This window comes from Bradyrhizobium huanghuaihaiense, assembly GCF_007830635.1.
GTDB lineage: Bacteria > Pseudomonadota > Alphaproteobacteria > Rhizobiales > Xanthobacteraceae > Bradyrhizobium > Bradyrhizobium huanghuaihaiense.
Genome location: NZ_VLLA01000016.1, coordinates 54,441 through 78,866, shown reverse-complemented (window position 1 = coordinate 78,866; position 24,426 = coordinate 54,441). Strand labels below are relative to the sequence as shown.

Sequence of the window (24,426 nt, the reverse complement as noted above, 5' to 3'; positions counted from 1 at the left end):
TAAAGGCGTACAAAGCGGGAAAATCACGATGGACGACGAGAACATCGCCCTCAACAGCGTGCTCGGCCTGGAATTGAACCGCGTGTTTTTCGCCGTGCGCGAAACGGCAAACAAGCAGAAGATCATCGAGTTCGCGCGCGAGGTGCTGCGGAGCGAGCGCGCGAAGTTGGCGGGCAACGTTTTGCCCGAGGGCCCTGCGAGCTAAAACGCAGTTGCAGCAAGCGACGCCGATGCAACAGATCGCGCGAGGACGCCCTTCCATCTGAACGCGCAGATTTTAGTCGAAACACTCTGAAAGAGAAGTTGGGTTTCCTTCTCCCCTTGCGGAGAGGGTGATAAACCGGCCGCGCTTGCGTGCCCTGGACGCAGCGCAGCGTCTCTTCGACGATGCGCTGCAGAGCCGGGGCCCATCCATCCGCAACTTCCTCTCTGGCTTTCTGGGTCCCGGCTCTGCGCCGCAACGCTAAATGCGTTGCAGCGCGTCCGGGACACGAGAGAGACTTAGCCTCCTCCCTACATCGACACACTTGCCGCTGGATGACAGCACGGCTCTCATGAGATGATCGCCGCCACGATCGCTTTCGGATGCCAAGGACATTTCAAGACCATGATGACGCTGCGCCAGGTTGAAGTGATCCGTGCCGTGATGGTGACGGGCACCATTGGCGGCGCGGCGAAGCTGCTCAACGTCTCGGCGCCGGGGATCAGCCGCCTCGTCAAATACACCGAGCGCTCGCTCGGCATCCGCTTCTTCCAGCGCCAGAACGGCCGCTACTTCCCGACACCGGAAGCCGAGAACATTTTCGAGCAGATCAACGGCGTCTACAAGAAGGTCGACGATCTCTCCGAGATCATCTCCAAGATCGGCCGCGGCGGCCTCTCGGAATTGCGCATCGGCTCGGTGCCGAGCATCTCGCAGGTGATGGTGCCGCGCGCGATCGAGCGCGTCCGACGCCGCTATCCCGATCTCGGCATCGACATCAACATCCTCAAGCTCGAGGAGGCCATCGACTATCTCCTGCTCGGCCGCGGCGAGTGCGTGGCGATGAGCTACCGGCTGGAGCATTCCGGGCTCGACTTCCTGCCGCTCGCCTCAGGCGAACTCTATTGCATCGTGCCGCCGGGCCACGAGCTCGCCGGCCGCAAGCTGGTCTCAGCCGCCGAGATCACCCGCTATCCGCTGATCGGCATCGATCCAAACGATCCCTACGGCCGGATCATGGCCGGGATCTTTGCGCGCAACCGGCTCGACTACAACATCACCATCCGCGCCCGCTTCGGCACCACGGTCTGCGCGCTGGTGAAGGCGGGCCTCGGCATCGCCATCATCGATCAGTTCACCGTGGCCCATGGCGGCTATCCCGGCATCGAGCTGTTGAAGATCACCGAGCCGACGCGGTTCGACACCTATATCGCGGTGAAGCGCGGCGCGCCGCTGTCGCTTCACGTCGAGTACTTCATCGAATCCCTGCGCGCCGAGATGCGCGCGGTCGAGCCGTCCCGCGGCAACGGCAAGGCGGCCGTCGGACGCGCGCGGAAGAAATAACATGATGTTAGGTTTGCAGGACAAAAGGGTAATTGTGTTAGGCGGGGGAAAGTCTATCGTCCCCCTCGGAGGCCCCTTGGAATTGTGCGGATTTCCCCGCTAATGGCCGGGACCGAACGCTCCCAACGAGACGATAGCGAACCATGTCGAAGCGCGGATATGCCGCCAGCAAAAAGCTCCTCACCGGCCTGATCGGCGCGCCGATCGCGCATTCCGCCTCCCCTGCCATGCATGAGCGCGCCGCCGAGGCGCTCGGCCTGCGCGGCCATTACCAGCTGATCGAGGTGGCCGGCGCCGATGCGGCCGGCCTCGCCATGATGCTCGAGGGCGTGCGGCGGCTCGGCTTTGCCGGCGTCAACGTCACCTTTCCCTACAAGGAGGCCGTGGTGCCGCTGCTCGACGAGCTGGCGCCGACTGCTGCGACCATGGCGGCGGTCAACACCGTCGTCGTGAGAGACGGCCGGCTGATCGGCCACAACACCGACACGACCGGCTTTGGCCGCGCCGTCGCGCCGCTGCTGGCGTCTTCCGGAAATGCGGTGGCCGTGATCGGCACCGGCGGCGTCGGCAAGGCGATCGCCTTTGCGCTGGCGAGCCTGAAAGTGACCGACCTCCGGATCTTCGACAGCGAGCCGGCGCGCGCCGAAAAACTCGCCGCGCTGCTGGCCAGGCATGGCGGCGCGCGGGTGGCTACGAGCGTGGAAGACGCGCTTGCCGGCGCAACCGGCCTCGTCAACGGCACGCCGGTCGGTATGCTGCCGAACCGGGACACCCCGGTCCCAGCCTCGCTGCTGCGCGAAAACCTGTGGGTCGCCGACGCCGTGTACTCGCCGCTGATCACGCCGCTGCTGGCCGCGGCGCGGGCCAAGGGCGCGCGGATCATGACCGGGCGTGAGCTTGCGATCTACCAGGCCGCCGACGCGTTCGAACTGTTCACCGGCCTTGCCCCATCGACCGAAGTCATGGGAGAGGCATTCGACGAGGTGATGGCGGCACGAAGCTCGGCCTATCACGCAGCGTAACGGAAGCGGCCGGACACAAGGCCGCGGACAACATCAACGACAATGGGAGGAGAGACCATGAAATCGACCATTCTGGCGGGCGCCCTGCTTGCCTTCGCGACTGCAACCTGTGTCCACGCCCAGGCCATCAAGCTTGCCGACGTCGCCGAGCTCTCGGGTGGCGGCGCCACCGTCGGCACCAACTGGAAGAACGGCATCGATCTCGCGATCGAGGAGATCAACGCCAAGGGCGGCGTGCTCGGCCGCAAGCTCGAGGTCACCCACGCCGACTCGCAATCCAACCCCGGCGTGGCACGCGCCCAGGTGCAGAAAGCGCTCGACGCCGAGCCCTATGTGCTGCTCGGGCCCGGCTATTCCGGCTCGGTGAAGGTGACCGCGCCGCTCGCGGCCGAAGCCGGCATCGCGCAGATCATGGGCGGTGAAGCCGCCGAGCTGACGCAGGCCGGCAACAAGTTCCTGTTCCGCACCTCGTTCGGCCAGCAATCGTCGATGCCGAAGGTCGCAAAATACATCCACGACGAGATGAAGGCGAAGACCGTCGCGGTGGTCTGGGTCAACAATGACTTTGGCCGCGGCGGCCGCGACGTCGTCGTGAAGGAGCTCGATCGGCTCGGCTCCAAGGTGGTTGCCGATCTGTCGACCGAAGCGGGCCAGGCCGATTTCGCCGCCGACGTCGGCAAGATCAAAGCCGCCAATCCCGACGCCGTGTTCGTCTATCTCAACGAGGAAGAGAGCGCGCGCATCCTGAAGGAGCTGAAGCGCCAGGGCGTCAATGCGCCGCTGATGGGCGAGACCACGCTGATCGGCCAGAAGGTGATCGAGCTCGCCGGCGATGCCGCCAACGGCGCGCGCGGCCATGTCGGCCTCACCACCGACGCGCCGGTCGATCTGATCAAGGCGTTCCGCGAAAAATTTTCCAAGAAGTACAATTACGTCCCTGATCATAACGGCCTGAAAGGCTACCTCGCCGTCTACATGGTGAAGGCCGCCACCGAGAAGATGGGCAAGGTCGACCCGAAGAAGTTCGCCGACACGCTCCACGGCCTGACCATCAAGGCCGCGGACGAGCCGGGCATTTTGATGGACGTCACCTTCAGCGACACCGGCGACATCGACCGCCAGAGCTTTCTGGTTGAGGTGGTCGAAGGCAAGCAGGTCGTGAAGCAGGTTCTGCCCAAGGTGAAGTGAGGCGCCGCCCTTCTCCCTCGCCCCGCTCTTCGCGGGGAGAGATCTTTCGTCTCCCTCTCCCCGCCCTTCGCGGGGAGAGGGAGAAGAAGGAGAACGGGGAGAGGGAGACGACAGAACGGAACGAGGGACACGAGAGGGGAAAATGTCCAATCTGTTCGATCTTCTGGTCGCGGGACTTGCCACCGGCGCGATCTATGCGCTGGTCGCGGTCGGCTTCACGTTGCTGTGGCAGACCTCGCAGACCATCAATTTCGCGCAAGGCGAGTTCGTGATGCTGCCGGCGTTCCTGATGCTGGCGGCGATGCATGCGGGCGCGCCGTTCTGGCTCGCGATCATCCTCGGCATCCTCTTGTCGATGATCCTGCTCGGCCTTGCCTTCAAGATGCTGCTGGTCGACCCGATGATGCGCCATGGCGTGCTGCCGCTGGCGATCGCGACCATGGCGCTCGCCATCGGCATCAAGGAAGCCGTCAAGCAGTTCTTCAGCGCGGAGGCCTCGCCCTTCCCCTCGATCGTGCCGACCGGCGACATCTCGATCCTGGGCCACGCCGTCTCGCTGCAAAGCATCGGCGTCCTCGCCGTCGCCATCCTCGCCGTCCTCGGCCTGACGACGCTGCTCAACCGTACCTCGCTCGGTCACCAGATGCAGGCGGCGGCGCAGAACCCGACGGTGGCGCGCATCATCGGCGTCCCCGTCGAACGCATGATCCTCCTGACCTTCCTGATCAATGCCTTTCTGGTCGCGCTGGCGTCGCTGCTGATCACGCCGATTTATCTGGCAAAGTTCTCGTCCGGCGAGGTGCTGGGCCAGGCTGCCTTCATCGCGGCGATCGTCGGCGGCTTCAACCAGGTGCGCGGCGCGATCGCCGGCGGCCTGTTGATCGGCGTGCTCGACAATCTCGCGGCCGCCTATGTCTCGACGCAGTACCGCGCCGCCGTGCCGATGATCTTCCTGATCGCCGTCATCCTGTTCCGGCCGCAGGGCTTGCTCGGCCGCGCCGAGGAGCGCACCGTATGAGCGGCTTCGCCAGACCGTTGAAGATCGCGCTCGGCCTTGCCGTCATCGCCGCGCTGATCGTCGTCCCCATGAACTTCAACCGCTACGGCCTGTTCATCCTGAGCCAATGGGCGGTGATGAGCATCGCTGCGATGGGACTGAACCTCACGCTCGGCTATGCCGGCCAGGTCTCGCTGGCGCAGGGCGCGTTCGTCGGCATCGGTGCCTATGCCGCCGCGATCATGACCACCCATGGCTGGCCGCTGCCGGCCGCGATCCTGGTCGCGATCGCGTTGAGCTTCGCGGTCGGCTGGGTGCTCGGCTACCCCGCGCTGCGCGTGCAGCACCACTACCTCGCCTTCGTCACGCTCGCCTTCTCCACCCTCGCCTTCCTGGTGTTCCGCAACGAGAGCTGGCTCACCGGCGGCATCTACGGCATCTCCAACATTCCGCGTCCGCACGTCTTCGGCATCGCCACCAACAGGCCGCTGCCGTTCTACTATGTCTGCCTCGGCTCGCTCGGAATCGTGTCGCTGGCGGTGTGGTGGCTGATCCGCTCGCCCTGGGGCCGCGCCTTCATGGCGCTGCGCGAGAATCCCTTGCGCGCCCAGTCGCTCGGCATCGACACGCGGCGTTACACGCTGATGGCGTTCGCGATCGGCTCGGCGCTCGGCGGCGTCGCCGGCGCGCTCTATGCGCCGCTGACGCAATATATCGACCCCGTTCCCTTCAACCTGTCGCTCTCGCTCGATCTGTTGATGATGGTGATCGTCGGCGGCGCCGGCTTCTATTTCGGCCCCTTTCTCGGCGCGATGATCGCGGTGCTGCTGCCGGAATGGCTGCGCTTCACTGAAGGCTATTACCTGATGCTCTACGCGGTGGCCGTGATGCTGCTGCTGATCTGGTCGCCGACCGGCATTCTGGGAATCCTCGATCGCTACATGGCGGCGCGGCGCACCAAGGCGGCCTCCGCGCTGCGCGCCGTCGCCAAGTCGCGCCTGGAGACGGTGCAATGAGCGCGGTCCTCGAAGTCACCGACATCAAGAAGAGCTTTGGCGGCATCCACGCCGTCAACGGCGTCAGCTTCGACGTGCGCGAAGGCGAGATCCTCGGCCTGATCGGCCCGAACGGCTGCGGCAAGTCCACGCTGTTCAACTGCATCCTCGGCCAGCTGACGCCGTCAGGCGGCGAAGTAAAGCTCGACGGGCAGGTGGTCACGGGCCTGCGCCCCTCCGAGCTCAACAAGCTTGGCGTCAGCCGCACCTTTCAGCTGTTGCAGGTGTTTCCAAAACTCTCGGTGCGCGAGAACCTGATCCTCGCCGGGCAGGAGCACCAGGGCAACATGGCCTCGCGCCTGGTCGGCCGCTCCGATGCAGGGCTGACGGGCGCAGCCAACCAGATGATCGGCTTCTTCAAGCTTGACCATCTCGCCGACGAGCCCGCTGGCGGCCTCTCCTATGGCCAGCAAAAACTGCTCGATGCCGCCATGGCGTTCATGGGCGGACCGCGCCTGGTGCTGCTCGACGAGCCCGCCGGCGGCGTCAACCCGTCGATGCTGACGGACCTGAAGGAGCGCCTGGTCGCGATCAACCGCGAGAAGAACGCCACCTTTGTCGTGATCGAGCACAACATGGAGTTCGTGATGTCGCTGTGCTCGCGCGTGATGGTGATGGCGGAAGGCAAGGTGCTGGCGATGGGACGTCCCGACGAGGTCCGCAAGAACCCCGCCGTGATCGAAGCTTACCTAGGGCATTGAGGGACCGACCATGAGCGATCCGATCCTCTCGGTTCACAATCTCGTCGGCGGCTACGGCAAGATGACGATCTTGAACGGCACCGCATTCTCGGTGCCGCCGGCGACCATCACCACCATCATCGGCCCCAACGGCGCCGGCAAGTCCACCGTATTCAAGGCGATCTTCGGCCTGCTCAAGCTGCGTGAAGGCAAGATCACTTTCGCGAATCGCGATGTCACCAACTTAAGCCAGCGCGCGCTGCTCAATGCCGGCATCTGCTACGTGCCGCAGGGCCGCAACATTTTCCCGGAGCTCTCTGTCCGCAGCAACATCGAGCTTGGCGGGGTCTCGGCCGGGAAAGGTATCGACCTGCCCAGGCGGATCGAGGCAGCCCTCGATCTGTTTCCGGCGCTGCGCCGCAAGTCGGCACAGCAGGCATCGACGCTCTCCGGCGGCGAGCAGAAGCAGCTCGAGATCGCCCGATCGCTGCTGCTCGAACCGAAGCTCGTGCTGATCGACGAGCCCTCGATCGGCCTGTCGCCTCTGATGGTGCAGCAGACCTTCGACATCCTCAAGAGCTTGCGCGATCGCGGCGTCACCATCCTGATGATCGAGCAGAACGCGCGTTCGGCGCTGGAGATCTCCGACATCGGCATCGTGCTCGAGCTCGGCCAGACCCGCATGGTCGACAAGGCGGAGCGCATCCTGAATGATCCCCGCATCGGGCAACTGTTCCTCGGGGGCGCCATGGAGGAGAGTGCGGCATGAGCGCGCCAATGCGCATTGCGGTCGCCGGCGCCGGCCTGATCGGCCGCCGCCATATCGAGCTGATCGAGGCCTCACAGGACTGCGAGCTCGCAGGCATTGCCGATCCCTCGCCTGCTGCGAGGGAATATGCGCAAGCCCGCAAGGTGGCCTGTTATGCAGACCACCGCGCGCTGCTGGAGCAGGAGAAGCCCGACGGCCTCGTCATCGCCTCGCCCAACACGCTGCACCTGCCGATGGCGCTCGATTGCGCGGCGGCGGGCGTGCCGGCGCTGATCGAAAAGCCGGTGACTGAGACGGTTGCCACCGCACAGCGCCTCTGCGCTGCGGTCAAGCGCACCGGCGTGCCGATGCTGGTCGGCCATCACCGCCGGCACAATCCGATCATCAAGTCCGCGCGCGAGGCGGTGACGACCGGCAAGCTCGGCCAGCTCACCGCCGTGGTCGGTCTGTGGCTGCTCAAAAAGCCCGACGACTATTTCGAGGTGGCGTGGCGGCGCGAGCAAGGCGGCGGACCACTGCTCATCAACCTCATCCACGACATCGACAACCTCCGCTTCATCTGCGGCGAGATCACCGAGGTGCAGGCGCTCACGTCGAACAAGGTCCGGGGCTTCGTCGTCGAGGATACCGCCGCGCTGCTGCTGCGCTTTGCGAGTGGCGCGCTGGGGACGGTGACCGTGTCGGATGCGACGCCGGCGCCGTGGAGCTGGGAGCTCTCCTCGGGAGAGAATCCCGCTTATCCCAGGCAGGATCAGCCCTGCTACATCTTCTCCGGCACCGGAGGATCGCTCTCCGTGCCGAATATGGAACTGTGGTCCTATGCGCAACAGGCCGGCTGGTACGCGCCGCTGTCGCGCGAGACCATTGCGCCGCCGGCGTTCGATCCGCTGGTGGAGCAGCTCCGACATTTCTGCGCGGTGATCAGGGGCGAGGAGCAACCGTTGATCACGGCCGAGGACGCGATGGGAACGCTCGCCGTCGTCGAAGCCGTCAGCGAGGCCGCGCGCACGGGCCAGACAATTTCACCGGGGCGGCTCATGGAGCAGGCAGCATGAACAAGCGCTCGATCGCGACCGTCTCTCTCTCGGGGGCGCTGGACGAAAAGCTCCGCGCCATCGCCGCCGCCGGCTTCAACGCCGTCGAGATCTTCGAGAACGATCTGCTGTCGTTCGGCGCAGGTCCACGCGACATCGCAAAGCTGTGCAAGGACCTCAATCTCGAGATCTGCGCGTTCCAGCCGTTCCGCGATTTCGAGGGCATGCCGGAGCCGCAGCGCACGCGCAATTTCGCCCGCGCGGAGCGCAAGTTCGATCTGATGCAGGAGCTCGGCACCGATCTCTTGCTGATCTGCTCCAACGTGTCGCCCGCCTCGCTCGGCGGCATCGACCGCGCCGCGGACGATTTTCGCGAGCTCGGCGAGCGCGCCGCGAAACGTGGCCTGCGCGTCGGCTACGAGGCGCTGGCCTGGGGCCGTCATGTCAACGACTATCGCGACGCCTGGGAGATCGTGCGCCGCGCCGATCATCCCGCGATCGGCGTCATCCTCGACAGCTTTCATGCGCTGGCGCCGGGCTTTCCGACCCGCGCCATGGCCTCGATTCCCGGCGACAAGATTTTCCTGGTCCAGCTTGCCGACGCGCCGAAGCTCGAGCTCGACATTCTCTCATGGAGCCGGCACTTCCGCTCCTTCCCCGGCCAGGGCGACCTGCCGGTCGGTGAGTTCATGCAAGCGATTGCGGCGACCGGCTATGCCGGGCCGCTGTCGCTGGAGATCTTCAACGACCAGTTCCGCGCCGGCTCGGCCGCGCAGACCGCGGTCGACGGCCTGCGTTCGCTGATCCTGCTGGAAGACCAGCTGGCACCGGACTGGCCCAAATTTGCCGGCGAGCCGCTGGCGCCGAAGGCGAAGAGCCGCGGCACGGGGTTCATCGAGTTTGCCGTCAACGAGAGCAAGGCGGGCGAGCTTGCCCGGCTGTTTTCACAGCTCGGCTTCCGCAGGAGCGGCAAGCACCGCAGCAAGGCGGTGGAGCGCTGGTCGCAGGGCAAGATCGAGCTCGTCATCAATTGCGAGACCGACGGCTTTGCACATTCGCATTACGTGACGCATGGCCCCGGCGTCTGCGCGATCGCGCTCGACGTCGACAATGCCGGCCTCGCCATGCAGCGTGCCGAGACGCTGAAGACGCGCACCTTCTACCAGCCGGTCGGACCGGGCGAGCTGGAGATTCCCGCGATCCACGGCGTCGGCGGCAGCCTGCTCTATTTCCTCGATCAGGCCGGCAAGAACTGGGACACCGATTTCGAACCCGTCGCAAGCGATGCAAGCGCCGATGCCCTGCTCGCCGTCGATCACATCGCGCAGTCGATGCCCTACGACGAGATGCTGTCCTGGCTCTTGTTCTACACCGGCATCCTCGACCTGAAGCGGCTGCCGCAGATGGAGATTGCCGATCCCAGAGGCCTCGTGCAGAGCCAGGCCATCATCAACGCCGACCAGAGCCTGCGCTTCGTGCTCAACGGCTCGTCCGCCAACCGCACCCTGCCGGCGCGCTTCATCTCGGAGTTCTTCGGCTCAGGCGTGCAGCACGTTGCGTTCTCGTGCCGGGACATCTTTGCCACCGTCGCCGCGATGCGCAAGCGCGGCGCCGATTTCCTGGATATCCCCGACAACTATTACGACGACATCGAAGCCAAATACGACCTCGCTCCGGAGCTGATGGCGCAGCTGCGCGCCAACCACATCCTCTACGACCGCGACGGCGACAGCGAGTTCTTCCAGGTCTACACCCACATCTTCGACGAGCGCTTCTTCTTCGAGATCGTCGAGCGCAGGAATTATCAGGGTTTTGGCGCCGCCAATGCCGGCATCAGGCTGGCAGCGCAGGCCCGCGAGGTGCGGCCCGCGAGCATGCCGAGGGTCTAGGCCTTCGCCTCTCCCCGCGCTTGTCCGCCGAAGCTTTAGCGTAGGCGGATGCGGGGAGAGGAACAAGCATCAGCTCACTTCATCGCGCACTTGTCGTGGAAGCGATCCTGATCGTTCTCGACGATCGTCGCGACCGTCTTCAGTGCGAGCTGGCCATCGGCGTCCTTGACCACGTCCTGGAGATAGAAGCTCTGCACCGGGATGTGGTTGTTGCCGTATTTGAACGCGCCGCGCAGCGACTTGAAGTTGGCCTTCTCCATCTCGGCCTTCATCGCGTCCTTCTTGCTGGTGTCGCCCTTCACCGCAACCACCGCGCTGTTGATGAGCTGGGCGGCGTCATAGGTCTGGGCGCCGTAATAGGTCGGACGCAGGCCGGTGTACTTCTTGCGGTAGTCGGCGACGAAGCGCTTGTTCTGCTCGTTGGGGAGGTCATTCACCCATTCCTGCGCGCCGGGCACGCCGAGGGCGTTCTCCTTCTGCAGCGGCAGCGACAGCTCGTCGACGGTGAAGGCGGTGTAGAGCGGCATCGTGCTCTTCAGCCCGGCTTGCGCATATTGATTGAGGAACTGCACGCCGGCGGCACCGGGATAGAACACGAAGATCGACTCGGCGCCGGAAGCGCGGGCCTTGGAGAGCTCGGCGGAGAAGTCGAGCTGGCTCGGCCAGACCGTGTATTCCTCGCCCTTGATCTCACCCTTGAAGGTGTTCTTGAGGCCCGCGAGCATATCCTTGCCGGCCGCGTAGTTCGGCCCGATCAGGAAGACGCTCTTGACACCCTTCTGGTTCATGTAGAGGCCCATGGCCTGCGGGGTCTGGTCGTTCTGCCACGAGGTCGAGAACACGTAAGGAGAGCAGAGCTCGCCGGCGAGCTGCGACGGACCGGCATTGGCCGAGATCAGGAAGGTCTTCGAATCCACCGCGGTCTTGAGCGAGGCCAGCAGCACGTTCGACCAGATGTAGCCGACGATGAAATCGACCTTGTCGGACTGCACCAGCTTCTCGGTCTTCTGCTTGCCGACGTCGGGCTTCTGGCCATCGTCCTCGTAGATCACCTCGACCGGCTTGCCGTCCATCTTGCGGCCGAGGTGATCGAGCGCCAACTCGAAGGAGTTGCGCATGTCGTTGCCGATCACGGCGGTCGGGCCGCTGAAGGTCGAGACGAAACCGATCTTGATGGTGTCGCCGGCGAATGCCGGGCTCGCCAGCACCAGCGCCGCTGCGCCCGCCAGCCAGAATGCCGTCCTCATAACCACTCCCCTCCTTATTATTGATCCCGGAAACGGGGTGATCGCCGCCCCCGGGTCTGTCTCTATTGAACGCAAAATCTGTCGAGCCGCCAATGGCTCAGCGCCTGCCCCTGCACCATATTTCGCCCCAATCGAGGATGGCAAGAAATATAATGCTACTTAATTCGGCCAAGGCCGGGTCACGCCTGCGGCGCTTTTTCGCGCCAGATCGATACATCCGGCCTATGCGGCGATTGATGACGGCTATTGGACCGCGGGGTCCGATCCGCACTTAAATGAAGGTGAGCAGCAGCGAGATTCGAGGGTGCATCATGGCCACAAATCCCCATCGCGTCGTCATCGTCGGAGCCGGCTTCGGCGGGCTGGAGGCGACCTACCGACTTACGGGTGCGCCGGTCGAGATCACGCTGATCGACCGCCGCAACCACCACCTGTTTCAGCCGTTGCTCTACCAGGTCGCGACTGCCTCGCTCGCGACCAGCGAGATCGCCTGGCCGATCCGGCATTTGATGCGTGACCGGCGCGAGGTGACGACGCTGTTTGCCACCGTGAGCGGCGTCGATGCCGAGCGGCGCTGCGTGCTGATCGACGACGGCAGCGAGGTGCCCTACGACACGCTGGTGCTCGCGACCGGCGCGCGGCACGCCTATTTCGGCCATGACGAATGGGAGGCATGGGCGCCGGGGCTGAAGACGCTTGAGGATGCGACCACCTTGCGCCGGCACATCCTGGTGGCGTTCGAGCGCGCCGAGCGCGAGACCGATCCGAAGCGGCGCGCCGCGCGATTGACCTTCGTCATCGTCGGCGCCGGCCCGACCGGCGTCGAGCTCGCCGGCACCATCGCCGAGATGGCGCATCACACCCTGCCCGCCGACTTCCGCAACATCGACACCCACAAGGCGCGCGTGGTGCTGATCGAGGCCGGCCCGCGCGTGCTCGCCGGCTTTCCCGACGAGCTGTCGGCTTACGCGCAGGCCTCGCTGGAAAAGATCGGCGTCGAGGTCGTGCTGGGACAGGCCGTCACCGAGATCAACCGCGAGGGCGTCGTGTTCGGCGGCAAGCTGCTCGAGGCGAAGACACGAATCTGGGCCGCCGGCGTGCGAGCCTCGCCCGCCGCCGAATGGCTGGGTGCGCCGGCCGATCGCGCCGGGCGTATGCAGGTCGAGGCCGACCTGACGATCCCAGGCCATCCCGAGATCTTCGCGATCGGCGACACCGTCAGCATCAACGCCTGGGACGGCAAGCCGGTGCCCGGCATCGCACCGGCCGCCAAGCAGCAGGGCCGACATGTCGCCGAAACCATCAAGGCGCGCCTGCGCGGCGCTGCGACGGGTCCGTTCCGCTACAAGCATTCCGGCAACCTCGCGCAGATCGGCAAGCGGCTCGCTATCATCGATTTCGGCAAGGTCAAGCTGCGCGGCACCATCGCATGGTGGATCTGGGGCATCGCCCACATCTACTTCCTGATCGGCCTCCGCCACCGCCTCAGCGTCGCCCTGAGCTGGCTCTGGATCTACTCGCGAGACCAGCGAGCGGCGCGGTTGATCACGCAGGGGTCGAGCAAAGTGGTGTAGGCCGCCTCTTCCCCCTCTCCCCGTTCTTACGGGGAGAGGGTTGGGGTGAGGGGCATCTCTCCGCGGAGACAGTGAGAGTGGAGTTCATCGATATTTCCGCATCGTCATTGCGAGCGCAGCGAAGCAATCCAGAGTCTTTCCGCGGAGGGATTCTGGATTGCTTCGCTGCGCTCGCAATGACGTGTCGAAAGATCGACGTTCCCGCAAACATCTGACTCGCGGAAGCTCCCCCTCACCCGCCACGCACCGGACGATGCTCCGCATCGCTCGGAGCGCGTCGGCCTCTCCCCGCACGCGGGGAGAGGCGAAGAGCCCCTACTTCACCAGCTCGCACCCGCCCTCCGCCAGCGGGCGGAACGCCTGGTCCGCCGGGATCGTCGAGACCAGCTTGTAATAGTCATACGGATATTTCGACTCCTCCGGCTTCTTCACTTCGAACAGGTACATCGGATGCACGACGCGGCCGTCCCGGCGGATCGTGGTGTCGCCGAACAGCTTGTCCTTGCCTTTGAACTTCTTCATCTCGGGCACGGCGTCCTTGGCATTGTCGCTGCCCGTGGCCGCAACCGCATTGAGATAGGCGAGCGTGGAAGCATAAACGCCGGCCTGATTGCCGCTCGGCATCTTGCCGTTCATGCCGGGCCGCGCGGCAAAACGCTTGGCGAACGCGCGGGTATCGTCGTTCATGTCCCAGTAAAAGGCTTCCATGAGCTGGAGGCCCTGCGCGACCTTGATGCCCATGCCGTGGACATCGTTGATGAAGAGCAGGAAGGCGACGAGCTTCTGCCCGCTCTGCTGGATGCCGAACTCGGCGGCCTGCTTCACCGCATTGATGGTGTCGCCGCCGGCGTTGGCCAGCCCGATCACCTGCGCCTTCGAGCTCTGCGCCTGCAACAGGAAGGACGCGAAATCGGAAGTGCCGAGCGGATGTTTTGACGAGCCGATCACCTTGCCGCCATGCGTCTCGATGTATTTCTGCGCTTCCGACTCGATGCCCTTGCCGAGCGCGAAGTCGACCGTGAGGAAGTACCAGTCCTTGCCGCCGCGCGAGACCATGGCGGCTGCCGTGGTGTTGCCGGTCGCCCAGGTGTCGTTGACCCACTGGATGGTGTTGGGCGAGCAGGCCTTGCCGGTAAGATCCGAGCTTGCCGTGGACGAGGCCAGGAAGGTCATGCGGCTGTCGCGCAGCAGCGTGTTGATGGAGAGGCCGACGGCCGAATTCGGCACATCGACGATGGCATCGACGCCCTCGACGTCGAGCCATTTGCGCGCGATGGCATTGCCGACGTCGGCCTTGTTCTGGTGATCGGCATAGACGATCTCGACCTTGATGCCCTTAGCCCCGCCATTGAAATCCTCCGCCGCCATGCGCGCGGCCTCGACCGAGCCCATGCCGTTGGTGTCCTGGAAGATGCCGGAGATATCGTTGAGCACGCCGATGCGCACGACGTTATCCGAGATCTCGGCATTCGCCGCACCGGTCACCAGGCTCGCGGCCAGCGCGAGCGTCCACTTCAGATGCTTCATCATTCCCTCCCCTGTTTGTTGGCTGCCGGTCGTTGCCGGCACATCGAAATTCAGACCTGCCGCTCCGGCAGACGCAGCACGAGCCCGTCGAGTTCGGGCGTGATCTGGATCTGGCAGGACAGCCGGCTGTTCGGCAGCCGCTCGGCGGCGGTGCCGTCGAGCAGCGCGTCCTCGTCATCGGTGACCGCAGGCAGGCGCGCGAGCCAGATCTCGTCGACATAGACGTGGCAGGTCGCGCACATGGCATTGCCGCCGCATTCGGCCAAAATGCCGTCGAGGCCGTGGCGGGTCGCGGCCTGCATGGCGCTCTCGCCGCCCGAGGTCTCGATGCGGTCGGACTTGCCGTCGGAATGAATGAAGGTGATGGCGGGCATCAAGACTCCTCGTCAGGCCGGGGTGATGGTGACAGGCAGGCTGTCGAGCCCGCGCAGCGTGTTGTTGAAGCGGCGCTTCGGCTCGCCCGTGATCTCGATCTTCGCGATGCGCCGTGCCAGCGCCGTCAGCATCACCTCGCCTTCGAGGCGGGCGACGAGCTGGCCGACACACATGTGGATGCCGGAGCCGAAGCCGACATGGCCGGAGGTGCGGCGGGTGATGTCGTAGCTGTCCGGCTGGTCCCAGCGCCTGGGATCGCGATTGGCGGCGGCGAGGAACATCAGCACCTTCTCGCCCTCGCCGATCCGCGCGCCTGACAGCTCGACCTCGCGCGTGGTGGTGCGGAAGAAGGTCTGTACCGGACTCTCGAAACGCACCGCCTCCTCGAAAGCACCGCGCGCCAGCGAGAGATCGCCGCGCAGGCGCTGCCACTGATCGGGGAAGCGCGCGAGACAATAGACCGCCGCGCCGATGCCGTTGACGGTGGTATCGAGGCCGGCCGACAGCAGCGAGCGCACCAATAGCGGGGCCTCCGTGGCCGTGATGGCGCCCTCGTCGGCCTGTGCATGAATGCAGGCGCCAAAGCCGCCGGGCGCAAGGTTCTCGCGCTGGCATTGCTCGGCGACATAAGCCTGGTGCGGCATCGAACGTTCGATCGCCTCCTGGCGCAGCTGGTTGGGCGGGCCGAAGGCGTTGAATACGACGCTCGCATAGGGAATGAGATGCTCGCGGCCTTCCGCCTTCAGCCCGAGCGCATCGGGAAAGATCGACAGCGGATAGGCCTCGGCGAGGTCTGTGATTGCATCGAAGCTGCGCTTGTCGATCAGCGCGTCCACCCGTTCCTCCGCCGCGGCGGCAAAACGGTCGCGCACCTGCTTCATCACCGTCGGCGACAGCACTTTTGACAGCACGGCGCGGGTGCGGGTGTGCGCAGGCGGATCGGCCTCCAGGATCAGGCTCGGCGGCCGCCACGGCGTCTCCTTCTTGAAGTCGGACAGGCCGACGCCGCGGCTGGAGCAGAAGGTGGCGGGATCGTTCAGCACGGCATGGACCTCGGCATAGCGCGCCACGCCGTAGACCTTCCACTTGTCGAGATAGACCACCGGCCCCGCCTCCCGCAGCAGCTGATGCGTGGGATAGGGGTCGGCAAAAAACTTCATGTCGAAGGGATCGACGTCGAGATGCGGGACGCCTGATGCGGCGGAGCCGGCTGCGCTCATTGAAGTCCTCCCTCATTTTGATCTTGTGAAAGGGCGGCGCATGCCCTTAGGTCTTCGGGCACCTCGCGAGTCAGAAACCCGATATGCCGCCGTCCTCGACCAGAGCCCGCCAGAAGCCCGCGCCCACGGATGCGGGGCCGACGCTCGACCTCGAGCGTTACGTACCGGCGTTCATCACCTTCATCGCCAACAAGCTCTCGAACAGCGCGACCGCGTTCTACCAGAAGCAGTTCGGCGTCAACGTCACGGAATGGCGGATCATGTCGCTGCTGGCGATCGAGCCTGGCATTCCCGCCTCGCGAATCTGCCACGTCATCGGCTTCGACAAGGGCCCGGTGAGCCGGACGCTCGCGGGTCTCGAGAAGCGCGGGCTGATCTCGATCCGCACCGATCCCAACGACGGCCGCACCCATTCGATCGCGCTGACGGCAAGGGGCCGCGCCACGCATGACAAGGTGATCGTGGCGGCGTTCGAGCGCGAGCGGCGCCTGTTGTCCTGCCTGAGCAAGGACGAGCGCGAGGTGCTGATCGACCTGCTTCGCCGGCTGCACGAGAATCTCGGCGCCGTGACCGACAGCAGCTACAGCTGACGCGCCGCGCCGCGGGCGCGTCGTGCTGACATCTTCAGGCATGCGCCCGCGTTTGCCCGCGGCACCATTCCTGCCGAGCATTGTTTCCTCCGAGATCGGACGCGACAGTTCCTCCGCCGTCGTCCTCGTCTGGAACGGTTCGCACAAATTAGTTGCTTAGGCAACAAAAGAATCGGCACGATAATGCGACAGGGTGGCTGGCTTAGTTGGTTGGAAGCTCTCGTGTCCCGGACGTACAGCAGCGTGAAACGCTGCTGCACAGAGCCGGGACCCAGGCTGGAGCGCCCACGAGGACAAATGGGCCCCGGCTCTGCAGCGCATCACTTCGTGCTGCGCTGCGTCCGGGGCACGAGGGCCTTTGAACGGAGTGAGCCTCTACCCTTTACAGCTCGATCCACTCCGCCGACGCATCATCATTCAGCCGCGTCACCGCATCCGCCCGCCGCGTCAACACCGCGCGCTGGTTGATGTAACCCTTGTCGGTGATCTCGCCGCCGTCGACCGATGGCGGCTCGGCGAGCAGAAGCGCGCGTGCGGCATGGCCGGAGGAGTTTGCGCTCTGCTGCTTCAGCTTTGCGAGACCCTGCGCGATCGCGCTGCGGACCTTGGCATGCCCCAGCACATCGCTCACCGCGGCCGTCTCGGGCAGGTCGGCATGGGCGCGGCAGGCCGCGATGTTCGGAAACACCAGGAAGCGCACCTCGTCGCCGCCGTGACCCGACACGACGATGTCCTGCGCGAGCGGCGCCAGCGCGGCGATGCCGGCAACGCGCAGCGTGCCGACACTGACCCAGGTGCCGGAATTGAGCTTGAAGTCCTCCGCGACGCGACCGTCGAAGAACAGGCCGCGCTCCGGCCGCGCGCTATCGGCAAGCTTCACCGCATCGCCGATGAGATAAAACCCCTCCTCGTCGAACGCCTGCTTCGTAAGCTCGGGCGCCTTCCAGTAGCCCGGCGTGACGTTGGGGCCGCGCACGCGCACCTCCAGCTTGTCGCCTGACGGGACGAGCTTCAGCTCGGTGCCGGGAATGGGCACCCCGATATTGCCGGAGCGTTCGGCGAGGAAATGACAGTCGGTGGCGAGCGGCGAGGTTTCGGTCGAGCCCCAGGCCGAGACCATCGGCAGCGCACGGCCGACGGTCTCGACGGAGAGCTCTTCGAGCGCATCCCAGAGGTTCTGCGGCAGCGCCGCACCGGCATAGAAGGCGAATTTCACTTCGCTGAAGAAGCGACGACGCAGTTCCTCGTCACTGCGCAGCGCCGCGATCAGCATGTCGAAACCGCGCGGCACGTTGAAATAGACCGTCGGCATCACGCTTTTCAGATTGGCAAGCGACGTCGCAAACAGGCCGGGCGCGGGCTTGCCGCCGTCGATATAGAGCGAGCCGCCATTGCGCAGCACGAGGTTGAAATTGTGATTGGCGCCGAACGTATGGCTCCAGGGCAGCCAGTCGAGGATGACGAGATCGCCGCGCGCCTGATCGAGGAAGGTCCAGGTCTGCGCCTTGGCCTGCTGGCTCGAGGTCAGCATGCGCTGGGTGTTGATGACGGCTTTCGGCGTACCGGTCGAGCCCGAGGTGAACAGGAATTTTGCGATCGTATCCGGCGTCACTGCAGCGAAGGCCCTTGCGACGTCGGGGGTCTCGGGCGTTGCCGCGATGCTGCGGAACGCGAGCACATCGGCGTCATCGGCATTGCCGCTGATGACCTGCGCCTTGTGCAGCGACTTGATCGCAGCCAGCGCGGCCGCAAACGGCTTGGTCGCGGAGACATAGATCGCGCCCGGCTCCAGCAGCGCGATCATGCTCTTGAGCTTGTCGAAATCTTTCGACATCAGCGAATAGGCTGGCGAGATCGCCGCCGATGGCACGCCGACATGCTGGGCGGCCAGCGCGAGCAGCGCGTGGTCGATGCTGTTGTCGGAGAGGATCGCGAGCGGGCGCTCCGCGCTGAGGCCTTGCGCGAGGATCCATGACGCCGCCCCGCGCACCTGCCGCAGCGCCTGCGCGTAGGTGACGGTGGTCCATGGCGCGTCGATGCTTCCACGCTCGGCGAGGAAGATCTTGTCGGGTTTCTGCCGCGCAAAATGCTCCAGCCAGTCCCCGATGCAGCGGGCGCCCTCGTGCAAGGGTTCCGGCGAGCGCAACACGATGCTGCCGTCGGCGCGATGCTCGGCAACGGTTTTCGGCGCAGCGAACAGATCTGACGCGTCACCGCGTGGTGCGGTTGTCATGGTTTCCTCCTCGCCCGGAAGGCCGGGTCGGCCGCAGCCTCGTTCCGGACCGCTTTGGCCATAATGTCGGGCACGACAATTGTTGTCGTCAACAACAATCTTTCGCTGTGGCTATCGAGACGCTATGGTTGGGCGCGGCAGGAGACACAACGTGACAGCCAGTGCAGCCCAGACGTCCCCGCGCAAACGATCCGGCAACGGCGCAGTGCGGCGCAATGACGCCGAGGAGATCGGCCTCGACGCATTGGTCGGCCACGCCGGCTATGCGGTGCGGCGCTTCCAGATCTGGATCTTCCAGGACTTCGTCAGGACGCTCGGCGATGTCGACATCCGGCCGACGCAATATTCGGTGCTGACGGTGATCGGCGCCAATCCCGGCCTGTCGCAGATGGCGGTGGCAAAGCGCCTCGGCATCGAGCGCGCGCGGCTGGTGCACCTGCTCGACAGCCTCGAGCAGCGCAAGCTCGTGAAGCGGGTCAAGTCGAAGGCGGACCGGCGCTCCCATGCGCTGCACCTCACCGCGCAGGGCGCCACCGCGCTGGCGAAGTTCAAGCGGCTGGCGGCCGAGCACGAGCGAAATGTCGAGGCCAAGATCGGCAAGGAGAACCGGGAGCGGCTGCTTCGGATCCTCGCGGGCTTCACCTGATCCAACCCGCCCAATATTTATGCAGATGCCCGTAACAGGGCGCTGGCGCGGCCACCTGCCGTGCCGCCGAAATATCCCCCAACTCACTGATCCCACGATAATATCCGGCGCACGCGCTCTGCCCGGATTCTGTACACAATGGCACATCGCTTGCTTCAATCCGGGTGAAGCATGTTGCCGGAGTTTGGACGCCATGAGGGCTGAGCAGCCTGAAACGATCGCCGCGATTGTGGCCGCGCATCGCGCAGGCACGTTGACGCCGGCAGAGACGATCGCGCGGACCTATCAGCGCATCCGCGACCACGACGATCCGGCCGTGTTCATCAGCCTGCGCGACGAGAAGGACGCGATCGCGGAGGCCGAGAAGCTCGCCACCCGCGCGGATGCTACTAGCCTGCCGCTCTATGGCGTGCCGGTCGCGGTGAAGGACAATATCGACGCGCTGGGCTTTCCGACCACGGCGGCCTGCCCGGCCTTCTCCTACACCCCGACGCATGACTCGACCGCCGTGCAGCGCCTGCGCGCGGCGGGCGCCATCATCATCGGAAAGACCAATCTCGACCAGTTCGCAACCGGCCTCGTCGGCGTGCGCTCGCCTTATGGCATCCCCAGGAATTCAATTCGCGAAGACCTCATTCCCGGCGGATCGAGCTCGGGATCGGCGACCGCCGTCGGCGCCGGGCTGGTCCCACTGTCGCTCGGCACGGACACTGCCGGCTCGGGTCGCGTGCCGGCGATGCTCAACAACATCGTCGGGCTGAAGCCGAGCCTCGGCATGATCTCGACCGCGGGCCTCGTGCCGGCCTGCCGCACGCTCGACTGCATCTCGGTGTTCGCCTTGACCGTGGACGACGCTGCGCTCGCGCTGTCGGTGATGGCCGGCCCCGACCAGGCCGATCCCTTTTCGCGCGACCGGCCGCTGGGCGCGCTTACGCCGTTCCCTGCGAATTTGCGCCTCGGCGTACCGCGCAACGGACAGCTCATCTTCTTCGGCGACAAGAAGGCGGAAGCTGCTTACGCCGATGCGCTGAAGCGCTGGGCCGCGCTTGGGGCCGATCTGGTCGAGTTCGACCTCGAGCCGTTCTACGAGACGGCGCGGCTGCTGTATGAAGGTCCCTGGGTCGCCGAGCGCTATCTCGTGATCAAGAATCTGCTGGCGTCCGCGCCTGACGCAATCCATTCGGTCACACGCGAGATCACTGCGGCCGGCGCGCGGCTGACCGCGGCGGAGACCTTCTCGGCGCTCTATCGCCTGCAGGGCCTGCGCAAGATCGCCGAGCGCACGTTTGCCAACATCGACGCGCTGGCGCTGCCGACCGCCCCGACCGCCTACACGACCGCGCAGGTGCTCGCCAATCCGATCGAGCTCAACAGCCGGCTCGGCACCTACACCAATTTCGTCAACCTGCTCGACCTCTGCGGCCTCGCGGTGCCGGCATCAATGCGCAGCGACGGCGTACCGTTCGGCATCACGCTGCTCGCGCCGGCCGGACGCGATGCGCTGCTTGCGAGCATCGGCCGAGTGTTCCATGCGGATACGAAGCTGACAGTTGGTGCAAACGGCGTCGCGCAGTCTGCGCTCGCGCCGCTGCCTGCGGGCGGCGGCGACGAGATTCCGATCGCAGTGGTCGGCGCGCATCTCTCCGGAATGGCACTGAACGGCGAGTTGAAGGCGTTGAGCGGAAAGCTGATCGAGGCGACAAAGACGGCGCCCGACTACAAGCTCTACGCGCTTCAGACCACGCCGCCGAAGCCAGGCCTGCTGCGCATCGAAGCCGGCAAGGGCGCGTCGATCGAGCTGGAGATCTGGTCGCTGTCGTCGTCCGCCTTCGGCAAGTTCGTCAACGCGATTCCCGCGCCGATGGCGATCGGCACGATCAGACTCGCCGACGGCCGCAGCGTGAAGGGATTTCTCGTCGAGCCGGAGGTGCTGGGCGAGGCGCGAGATATCACCGCGTACGGCGGCTGGCGGAAGTTCATGGCGGAAGCGGCGACAGCGTAGGTCTCGTAGGGTGGGCAAAGCGAAGCGTGCCCACCAATTCCAACGTCATCGCGGATAAATGGTGGGCACGGCGCTTTGCGCCTTTGCCCACCCTACGGCACCGCGCGTGCGTCGCCTACACCGACACCGCGTAGATCTCGTACTCCCCGCGCACCAGCTCGATATGCGCGCGCATGGCGGCGGCGGCGCCCTGCTTGTCCCCGCGCATGATGGCGACGACGACGCGGTCGTGCTCGGCCTGCGACTTGGCGAGGCGGCCGAGGTTGCGGAACTGGGCGCGGCGGAACGGCTGTACGCGCACGCGCGTCGCCAGCGTGATCTCGGCGATGTAGCCGTTCTGCGAGCCCGCATAGATCGTGTTGTGGAAGCGCTCGTTGACCTCATGGAAGCGCTCGGGATTGCCGGCGTAGCTCAAGAGCCGCAGCTCTTCGTGGACGGCCTCGAGCGCATGGCGCTCGGCGGGGGACATGCGCTCGGCGGCAAGGCCGGCGCACAGCGCCTCGAGCTCGGCCATCGCCTCGAACATGCTTTTCAGCCGCTCGATCGACGGCTGCGCGACCACCGCGCCGCGATGGGGCCGCGCCTCGACCAGGCCGCTCGCCACCAGTTGCCGCAGCGCCTCGCGCACCGGCGTGCGCGACACGCTGAAGCGCCGCGCGATGTCGGTCTCGTCCAGCGGCGAGCCTGGTGCCAGGGTTCCACGCACGATCTCGTCGGCAAGCTGAAGACGCAGCTCCTCGGCGCGCGTGACCTTCTGCACCGACGGCAGTGCCCGGTCGACGCGGGGCACCACCGGCTCGGCCGGCAGTGTCCCGGGCGGAAGATCGTCAAGCGTCATTCGGTCAGGTCTCTTTCGGCTCGTCGATGATGCTGACATGGGCAGCGACGACACGCCAGCCCTCCGGGAAACGAATCCACGTCTGCATCTGCCGGCCGACCTTGCCGGGCGCCGTGTCGCGATAGAACAAGGTGGAGGCCACGGCCGCGTCGCGGCCATAACTGGTGATGACGGTTTTCGCGGTGCGGCGGTTCAGGCCGACCGGCGAGCGGCCGGCGCGGAAGCCGGAGATCGCCTCGTAGCCGTAGAGGTTCTCGCCGATGCCGTAGCGCAGGGTGCGGGGGTCGTTGCGGAACAGTTCGCCCAGCACGGCGACGTCGTTGCTGACGAGGGCCTGCTCATAGCGCTCGAACGCGGCTTTGACTTCCGCGATCACCTCGGGGAGATCGATCTCCATTTCAGAATCCTCTCGGCGCGGGCGCGGATACGACGCCCATCTGTTCCAGGGCATATGCGACGCGGAGCGCAATGTCCTCGCGCCAGGGCGCGGCAATGATCTGCACGCCGATCGGCAGCGGTTCGAGCGGCACCGGGACGGCGACCACGGGCAGGCCGATGAAGGAGATCGGCTGGGTGTGAATGCCGATATTGGCGCGCACCGGCAGCTCGACGCCGTCGAGATTGAAATTGACCTGGCCGAGTTTTGGCGCGGTGCACGGCGTCGCCGGCGCGATCAAAACGTCGACCGATCTGAAGATCTCGGCGAGTTGCGCGCGATACCAGCGGCGGAATTTTTGCGCGCGATCAACCATCGGCGCAGGCACCATCGCCCCCGCGATCAACCGGTCGCGCACGGCCGGATCGAAATCGTTCGGGCGCTTGCGCAGGCGGTCGAGATGCAGCGAGGCGCCTTCGGTGGTGGTGATCACATAAGCCGCCGCGCGGGCGCGCGAGGCTTCGGGGACGTCGACCACTTGCGTTGCACTCAGCGCCTTGGCAACGCGGCTGACGGCTTCGACGGCTTCCGGAAACACATTCTTCTGGAAGTGACCGCCGGCGATCGCGATGCGCAGGTCTGAGATGGACTCGCCGAGCTTCGGCATCACCGCCTCGACCCCACGCGTCGTGCAGGCGCCATCGTCTGCATCAGGTCCCTGCATCGCGTCATAGGCCAGCGCAAGATCGGTGACCGAGCGCGCGAACGGGCCGAGATGATCGAGGCTCGCCACGAACGGGAATGAGCGCGCCCGCGACAGCCGGCCGTAGGTCGGCTTCAAACCAAAGATGCCGCAGAACGACGACGGCACGCGGATCGAGCCGTTGGTGTCGGAGCCGAGCGCGATCGGCACCAGCGCGCCGCCGACGGCACTGCCTGAGCCACCGGAGGAGCCGCCGCTCATCCGCGTGGTGTCATGCGGATTGCGCGAGGGGCCGTCATGGATGTTCTCGCCGGTGAAGTCATATGCGTATTCGCCCATGTTGAGCGCGCCGACGAGGACGGCGCCGGCGGCTTCCATGCGTTCAATCAAGGTCGCATCGCGCTTGGCCGGCGCGAGGTCACGGTTGATCTTCGAGCCTGCGCGCGTCGAGAGGCCGGCGACGTCAAAGAGGTTCTTCACCGCGAAGGGCACGCCGGCGAGCGGGCCGACTTTCTTGCCCGCGGCGATGTCGGCATCGATCGCGCGCGCTTTGGCACGGGCACGCTCGGCGGTGACGTCGGTGAAGGCGTTGAGGACCGTGTCGTGCTGCTTGATCCGCGCGAGCGCGGCTTCGGTGGCGGCGAGCGCGGACAATTGGCCGCCGGCCACCGCTTTCGCGATGTCGGCAGCCTTCATCTCTGGCTTGGCGGTCATGGCGGCGTCAGGCGGTGAAGATCGGCGCCGGCTCGGTCTCGTCCGGCAGCGCGAATTCATCGACGAGGCGGGCGAGCCGCAGCGAGACTTCGAGATTGGCGCGGACCGCGGGCCTGAAGGCCTCCTCGACCGGCAGCGCCAGCGCTTTTGATACGGCGTCGATATAGTCGTCCAGCGGCTCGGCCATCACGCTCCCAAACA

At 65.6% G+C, this 24,426-nt stretch carries 23 protein-coding genes; 14 read left to right on the top strand and 9 right to left on the bottom strand.

All coding sequences use genetic code 11. From position 1 onward, the window contains the following. The first annotated feature begins 28 nt into the window (after window positions 1-28). The 10 genes from IQ16_RS27950 to IQ16_RS27905 all read left to right on the top strand — a co-directional run bounded on the left by IQ16_RS27950 (window position 29) and on the right by IQ16_RS27905 (window position 10,180). Window positions 29-205 (top strand): hypothetical protein, encoded by a 177-nt coding sequence (locus tag IQ16_RS27950; protein WP_035666847.1) that lies wholly within the window; start codon window positions 29-31, stop codon window positions 203-205. A 402-nt stretch (window positions 206-607) separates the two neighbouring features. Beyond that, window positions 608-1,546, top strand: a complete 939-nt coding sequence (locus IQ16_RS27945; RefSeq protein ID WP_026312220.1) for a LysR family transcriptional regulator — start codon at window positions 608-610, stop codon at window positions 1,544-1,546. Window positions 1,547-1,689: 143 nt separating this feature from the next. Beyond that, window positions 1,690-2,568, top strand: coding sequence for a shikimate dehydrogenase (locus IQ16_RS27940; protein WP_018644486.1), 879 nt, complete (start codon window positions 1,690-1,692; stop codon window positions 2,566-2,568). Between the two features lie 57 nt (window positions 2,569-2,625). Next, window positions 2,626-3,756, top strand: a complete 1,131-nt coding sequence (locus tag IQ16_RS27935) for an ABC transporter substrate-binding protein (RefSeq protein WP_018644485.1) — start codon at window positions 2,626-2,628, stop codon at window positions 3,754-3,756. Between the two features lie 142 nt (window positions 3,757-3,898). Then, complete coding sequence (locus IQ16_RS27930) at window positions 3,899-4,774, top strand: branched-chain amino acid ABC transporter permease (protein ID WP_018644484.1); 876 nt, start codon at window positions 3,899-3,901, stop codon at window positions 4,772-4,774. Further along, window positions 4,771-5,769, top strand: coding sequence for a branched-chain amino acid ABC transporter permease (locus IQ16_RS27925; RefSeq protein WP_018644483.1), 999 nt, complete (start codon window positions 4,771-4,773; stop codon window positions 5,767-5,769). Before IQ16_RS27930 ends, IQ16_RS27925 begins: the two co-directional genes overlap by 4 nt. Continuing rightward, window positions 5,766-6,509 carry an ABC transporter ATP-binding protein gene (locus tag IQ16_RS27920; RefSeq protein WP_018644482.1) on the top strand — a complete coding sequence of 248 codons (744 nt, stop codon included), beginning with the start codon at window positions 5,766-5,768 and terminating at the stop codon, window positions 6,507-6,509. Before IQ16_RS27925 ends, IQ16_RS27920 begins: the two co-directional genes overlap by 4 nt. A 10-nt stretch (window positions 6,510-6,519) precedes the next feature. Further along, the gene (locus IQ16_RS27915) at window positions 6,520-7,257 is read left to right on the top strand and encodes an ABC transporter ATP-binding protein (protein ID WP_018644481.1); all 738 of its coding nucleotides are present in this window, start codon (window positions 6,520-6,522) and stop codon (window positions 7,255-7,257) included. After that, window positions 7,254-8,312: a Gfo/Idh/MocA family protein gene (locus IQ16_RS27910; protein WP_018644480.1), complete on the top strand. Its 1,059-nt coding sequence runs from the start codon at window positions 7,254-7,256 to the stop codon at window positions 8,310-8,312. Before IQ16_RS27915 ends, IQ16_RS27910 begins: the two co-directional genes overlap by 4 nt. Beyond that, on the top strand, window positions 8,309-10,180 hold the full coding sequence (locus IQ16_RS27905) for a bifunctional sugar phosphate isomerase/epimerase/4-hydroxyphenylpyruvate dioxygenase family protein (protein WP_018644479.1): 1,872 nt from the start codon (window positions 8,309-8,311) through the stop codon (window positions 10,178-10,180). The genes IQ16_RS27910 and IQ16_RS27905 overlap by 4 nt, the downstream gene beginning before the upstream one ends. Window positions 10,181-10,254: 74 nt before the next feature. Here the strand turns inward: IQ16_RS27905 and IQ16_RS27900 are convergent, their stop codons facing one another. Beyond that, window positions 10,255-11,427 (bottom strand): ABC transporter substrate-binding protein, encoded by a 1,173-nt coding sequence (locus tag IQ16_RS27900; protein WP_026312219.1) that lies wholly within the window; start codon window positions 11,425-11,427, stop codon window positions 10,255-10,257. 311 nt (window positions 11,428-11,738) lie between these two features. On the opposite strand from IQ16_RS27900, the gene IQ16_RS27895 reads away from it, so the two are divergent. Next, on the top strand, window positions 11,739-13,001 hold the full coding sequence (locus tag IQ16_RS27895) for an NAD(P)/FAD-dependent oxidoreductase (RefSeq protein WP_018644477.1): 1,263 nt from the start codon (window positions 11,739-11,741) through the stop codon (window positions 12,999-13,001). Window positions 13,002-13,316: 315 nt separating this feature from the next. Here the strand turns inward: IQ16_RS27895 and IQ16_RS27890 are convergent, their stop codons facing one another. The 3 genes from IQ16_RS27890 to IQ16_RS27880 are packed head-to-tail and all read right to left on the bottom strand — an operon-like array spanning window position 13,317 to window position 16,123. Then, a complete protein-coding gene (locus tag IQ16_RS27890; RefSeq protein WP_026312218.1) occupies window positions 13,317-14,528 on the bottom strand; it encodes an ABC transporter substrate-binding protein in 1,212 nt (403 codons plus the stop codon). 50 nt (window positions 14,529-14,578) lie between these two features. Next, complete coding sequence (locus IQ16_RS27885; protein ID WP_018644475.1) at window positions 14,579-14,902, bottom strand: 2Fe-2S iron-sulfur cluster-binding protein; 324 nt, start codon at window positions 14,900-14,902, stop codon at window positions 14,579-14,581. A 12-nt stretch (window positions 14,903-14,914) separates the two neighbouring features. Beyond that, window positions 14,915-16,123, bottom strand: coding sequence for a cytochrome P450 (locus IQ16_RS27880; protein WP_018644474.1), 1,209 nt, complete (start codon window positions 16,121-16,123; stop codon window positions 14,915-14,917). A gap of 83 nt (window positions 16,124-16,206) precedes the next feature. On the opposite strand from IQ16_RS27880, the gene IQ16_RS27875 reads away from it, so the two are divergent. Next, window positions 16,207-16,713 (top strand): MarR family winged helix-turn-helix transcriptional regulator, encoded by a 507-nt coding sequence (locus IQ16_RS27875; protein WP_018644473.1) that lies wholly within the window; start codon window positions 16,207-16,209, stop codon window positions 16,711-16,713. Window positions 16,714-17,095: 382 nt separating this feature from the next. On the opposite strand, the gene IQ16_RS27870 is transcribed toward IQ16_RS27875, so the two are convergent. After that, complete coding sequence (locus tag IQ16_RS27870) at window positions 17,096-18,946, bottom strand: feruloyl-CoA synthase (protein ID WP_018644472.1); 1,851 nt, start codon at window positions 18,944-18,946, stop codon at window positions 17,096-17,098. Between the two features lie 151 nt (window positions 18,947-19,097). On the opposite strand from IQ16_RS27870, the gene IQ16_RS27865 reads away from it, so the two are divergent. Continuing rightward, window positions 19,098-19,592: a MarR family winged helix-turn-helix transcriptional regulator gene (locus tag IQ16_RS27865; protein WP_018644471.1), complete on the top strand. Its 495-nt coding sequence runs from the start codon at window positions 19,098-19,100 to the stop codon at window positions 19,590-19,592. 193 nt (window positions 19,593-19,785) lie between these two features. Next, window positions 19,786-21,594 carry an allophanate hydrolase gene (gene atzF / locus IQ16_RS27860; protein ID WP_026312217.1) on the top strand — a complete coding sequence of 603 codons (1,809 nt, stop codon included), beginning with the start codon at window positions 19,786-19,788 and terminating at the stop codon, window positions 21,592-21,594. 115 nt (window positions 21,595-21,709) lie between these two features. Here atzF and IQ16_RS27855 read toward each other — a convergent pair whose 3' ends face one another. The 4 genes from IQ16_RS27855 to IQ16_RS27840 are packed head-to-tail and all read right to left on the bottom strand — an operon-like array spanning window position 21,710 to window position 24,412. After that, window positions 21,710-22,432 carry a GntR family transcriptional regulator gene (locus IQ16_RS27855; RefSeq protein WP_026312216.1) on the bottom strand — a complete coding sequence of 241 codons (723 nt, stop codon included), beginning with the start codon at window positions 22,430-22,432 and terminating at the stop codon, window positions 21,710-21,712. Between the two features lie 4 nt (window positions 22,433-22,436). Next, window positions 22,437-22,829 carry an oxalurate catabolism protein HpxZ gene (gene hpxZ, locus IQ16_RS27850; protein WP_018644468.1) on the bottom strand — a complete coding sequence of 131 codons (393 nt, stop codon included), beginning with the start codon at window positions 22,827-22,829 and terminating at the stop codon, window positions 22,437-22,439. Between the two features lies 1 nt (window position 22,830). Next, window positions 22,831-24,225, bottom strand: a complete 1,395-nt coding sequence (locus tag IQ16_RS27845) for an AtzE family amidohydrolase (RefSeq protein ID WP_018644467.1) — start codon at window positions 24,223-24,225, stop codon at window positions 22,831-22,833. A gap of 7 nt (window positions 24,226-24,232) precedes the next feature. Continuing rightward, the gene (locus IQ16_RS27840; protein ID WP_018644466.1) at window positions 24,233-24,412 is read right to left on the bottom strand and encodes a DUF4089 domain-containing protein; all 180 of its coding nucleotides are present in this window, start codon (window positions 24,410-24,412) and stop codon (window positions 24,233-24,235) included. Window positions 24,413-24,426 lie beyond the last annotated feature (14 nt).

Coding starts and splice junctions, on each gene's coding strand:
- IQ16_RS27950 (WP_035666847.1), top strand. CDS start 29: ATGGACGACGAGAACATCGCCCTCAACAGCGTGCTCGGCCTGGAATTG.
- IQ16_RS27945 (WP_026312220.1), top strand. CDS start 608: ATGATGACGCTGCGCCAGGTTGAAGTGATCCGTGCCGTGATGGTGACG.
- IQ16_RS27940 (WP_018644486.1), top strand. CDS start 1,690: ATGTCGAAGCGCGGATATGCCGCCAGCAAAAAGCTCCTCACCGGCCTG.
- IQ16_RS27935 (WP_018644485.1), top strand. CDS start 2,626: ATGAAATCGACCATTCTGGCGGGCGCCCTGCTTGCCTTCGCGACTGCA.
- IQ16_RS27930 (WP_018644484.1), top strand. CDS start 3,899: ATGTCCAATCTGTTCGATCTTCTGGTCGCGGGACTTGCCACCGGCGCG.
- IQ16_RS27925 (WP_018644483.1), top strand. CDS start 4,771: ATGAGCGGCTTCGCCAGACCGTTGAAGATCGCGCTCGGCCTTGCCGTC.
- IQ16_RS27920 (WP_018644482.1), top strand. CDS start 5,766: ATGAGCGCGGTCCTCGAAGTCACCGACATCAAGAAGAGCTTTGGCGGC.
- IQ16_RS27915 (WP_018644481.1), top strand. CDS start 6,520: ATGAGCGATCCGATCCTCTCGGTTCACAATCTCGTCGGCGGCTACGGC.
- IQ16_RS27910 (WP_018644480.1), top strand. CDS start 7,254: ATGAGCGCGCCAATGCGCATTGCGGTCGCCGGCGCCGGCCTGATCGGC.
- IQ16_RS27905 (WP_018644479.1), top strand. CDS start 8,309: ATGAACAAGCGCTCGATCGCGACCGTCTCTCTCTCGGGGGCGCTGGAC.
- IQ16_RS27900 (WP_026312219.1), bottom strand. CDS start 11,427: ATGAGGACGGCATTCTGGCTGGCGGGCGCAGCGGCGCTGGTGCTGGCG.
- IQ16_RS27895 (WP_018644477.1), top strand. CDS start 11,739: ATGGCCACAAATCCCCATCGCGTCGTCATCGTCGGAGCCGGCTTCGGC.
- IQ16_RS27890 (WP_026312218.1), bottom strand. CDS start 14,528: ATGAAGCATCTGAAGTGGACGCTCGCGCTGGCCGCGAGCCTGGTGACC.
- IQ16_RS27885 (WP_018644475.1), bottom strand. CDS start 14,902: ATGCCCGCCATCACCTTCATTCATTCCGACGGCAAGTCCGACCGCATC.
- IQ16_RS27880 (WP_018644474.1), bottom strand. CDS start 16,123: ATGAGCGCAGCCGGCTCCGCCGCATCAGGCGTCCCGCATCTCGACGTC.
- IQ16_RS27875 (WP_018644473.1), top strand. CDS start 16,207: ATGCCGCCGTCCTCGACCAGAGCCCGCCAGAAGCCCGCGCCCACGGAT.
- IQ16_RS27870 (WP_018644472.1), bottom strand. CDS start 18,946: ATGACAACCGCACCACGCGGTGACGCGTCAGATCTGTTCGCTGCGCCG.
- atzF (WP_026312217.1), top strand. CDS start 19,786: ATGAGGGCTGAGCAGCCTGAAACGATCGCCGCGATTGTGGCCGCGCAT.
- IQ16_RS27855 (WP_026312216.1), bottom strand. CDS start 22,432: ATGACGCTTGACGATCTTCCGCCCGGGACACTGCCGGCCGAGCCGGTG.
- hpxZ (WP_018644468.1), bottom strand. CDS start 22,829: ATGGAGATCGATCTCCCCGAGGTGATCGCGGAAGTCAAAGCCGCGTTC.
- IQ16_RS27845 (WP_018644467.1), bottom strand. CDS start 24,225: ATGACCGCCAAGCCAGAGATGAAGGCTGCCGACATCGCGAAAGCGGTG.
- IQ16_RS27840 (WP_018644466.1), bottom strand. CDS start 24,412: ATGGCCGAGCCGCTGGACGACTATATCGACGCCGTATCAAAAGCGCTG.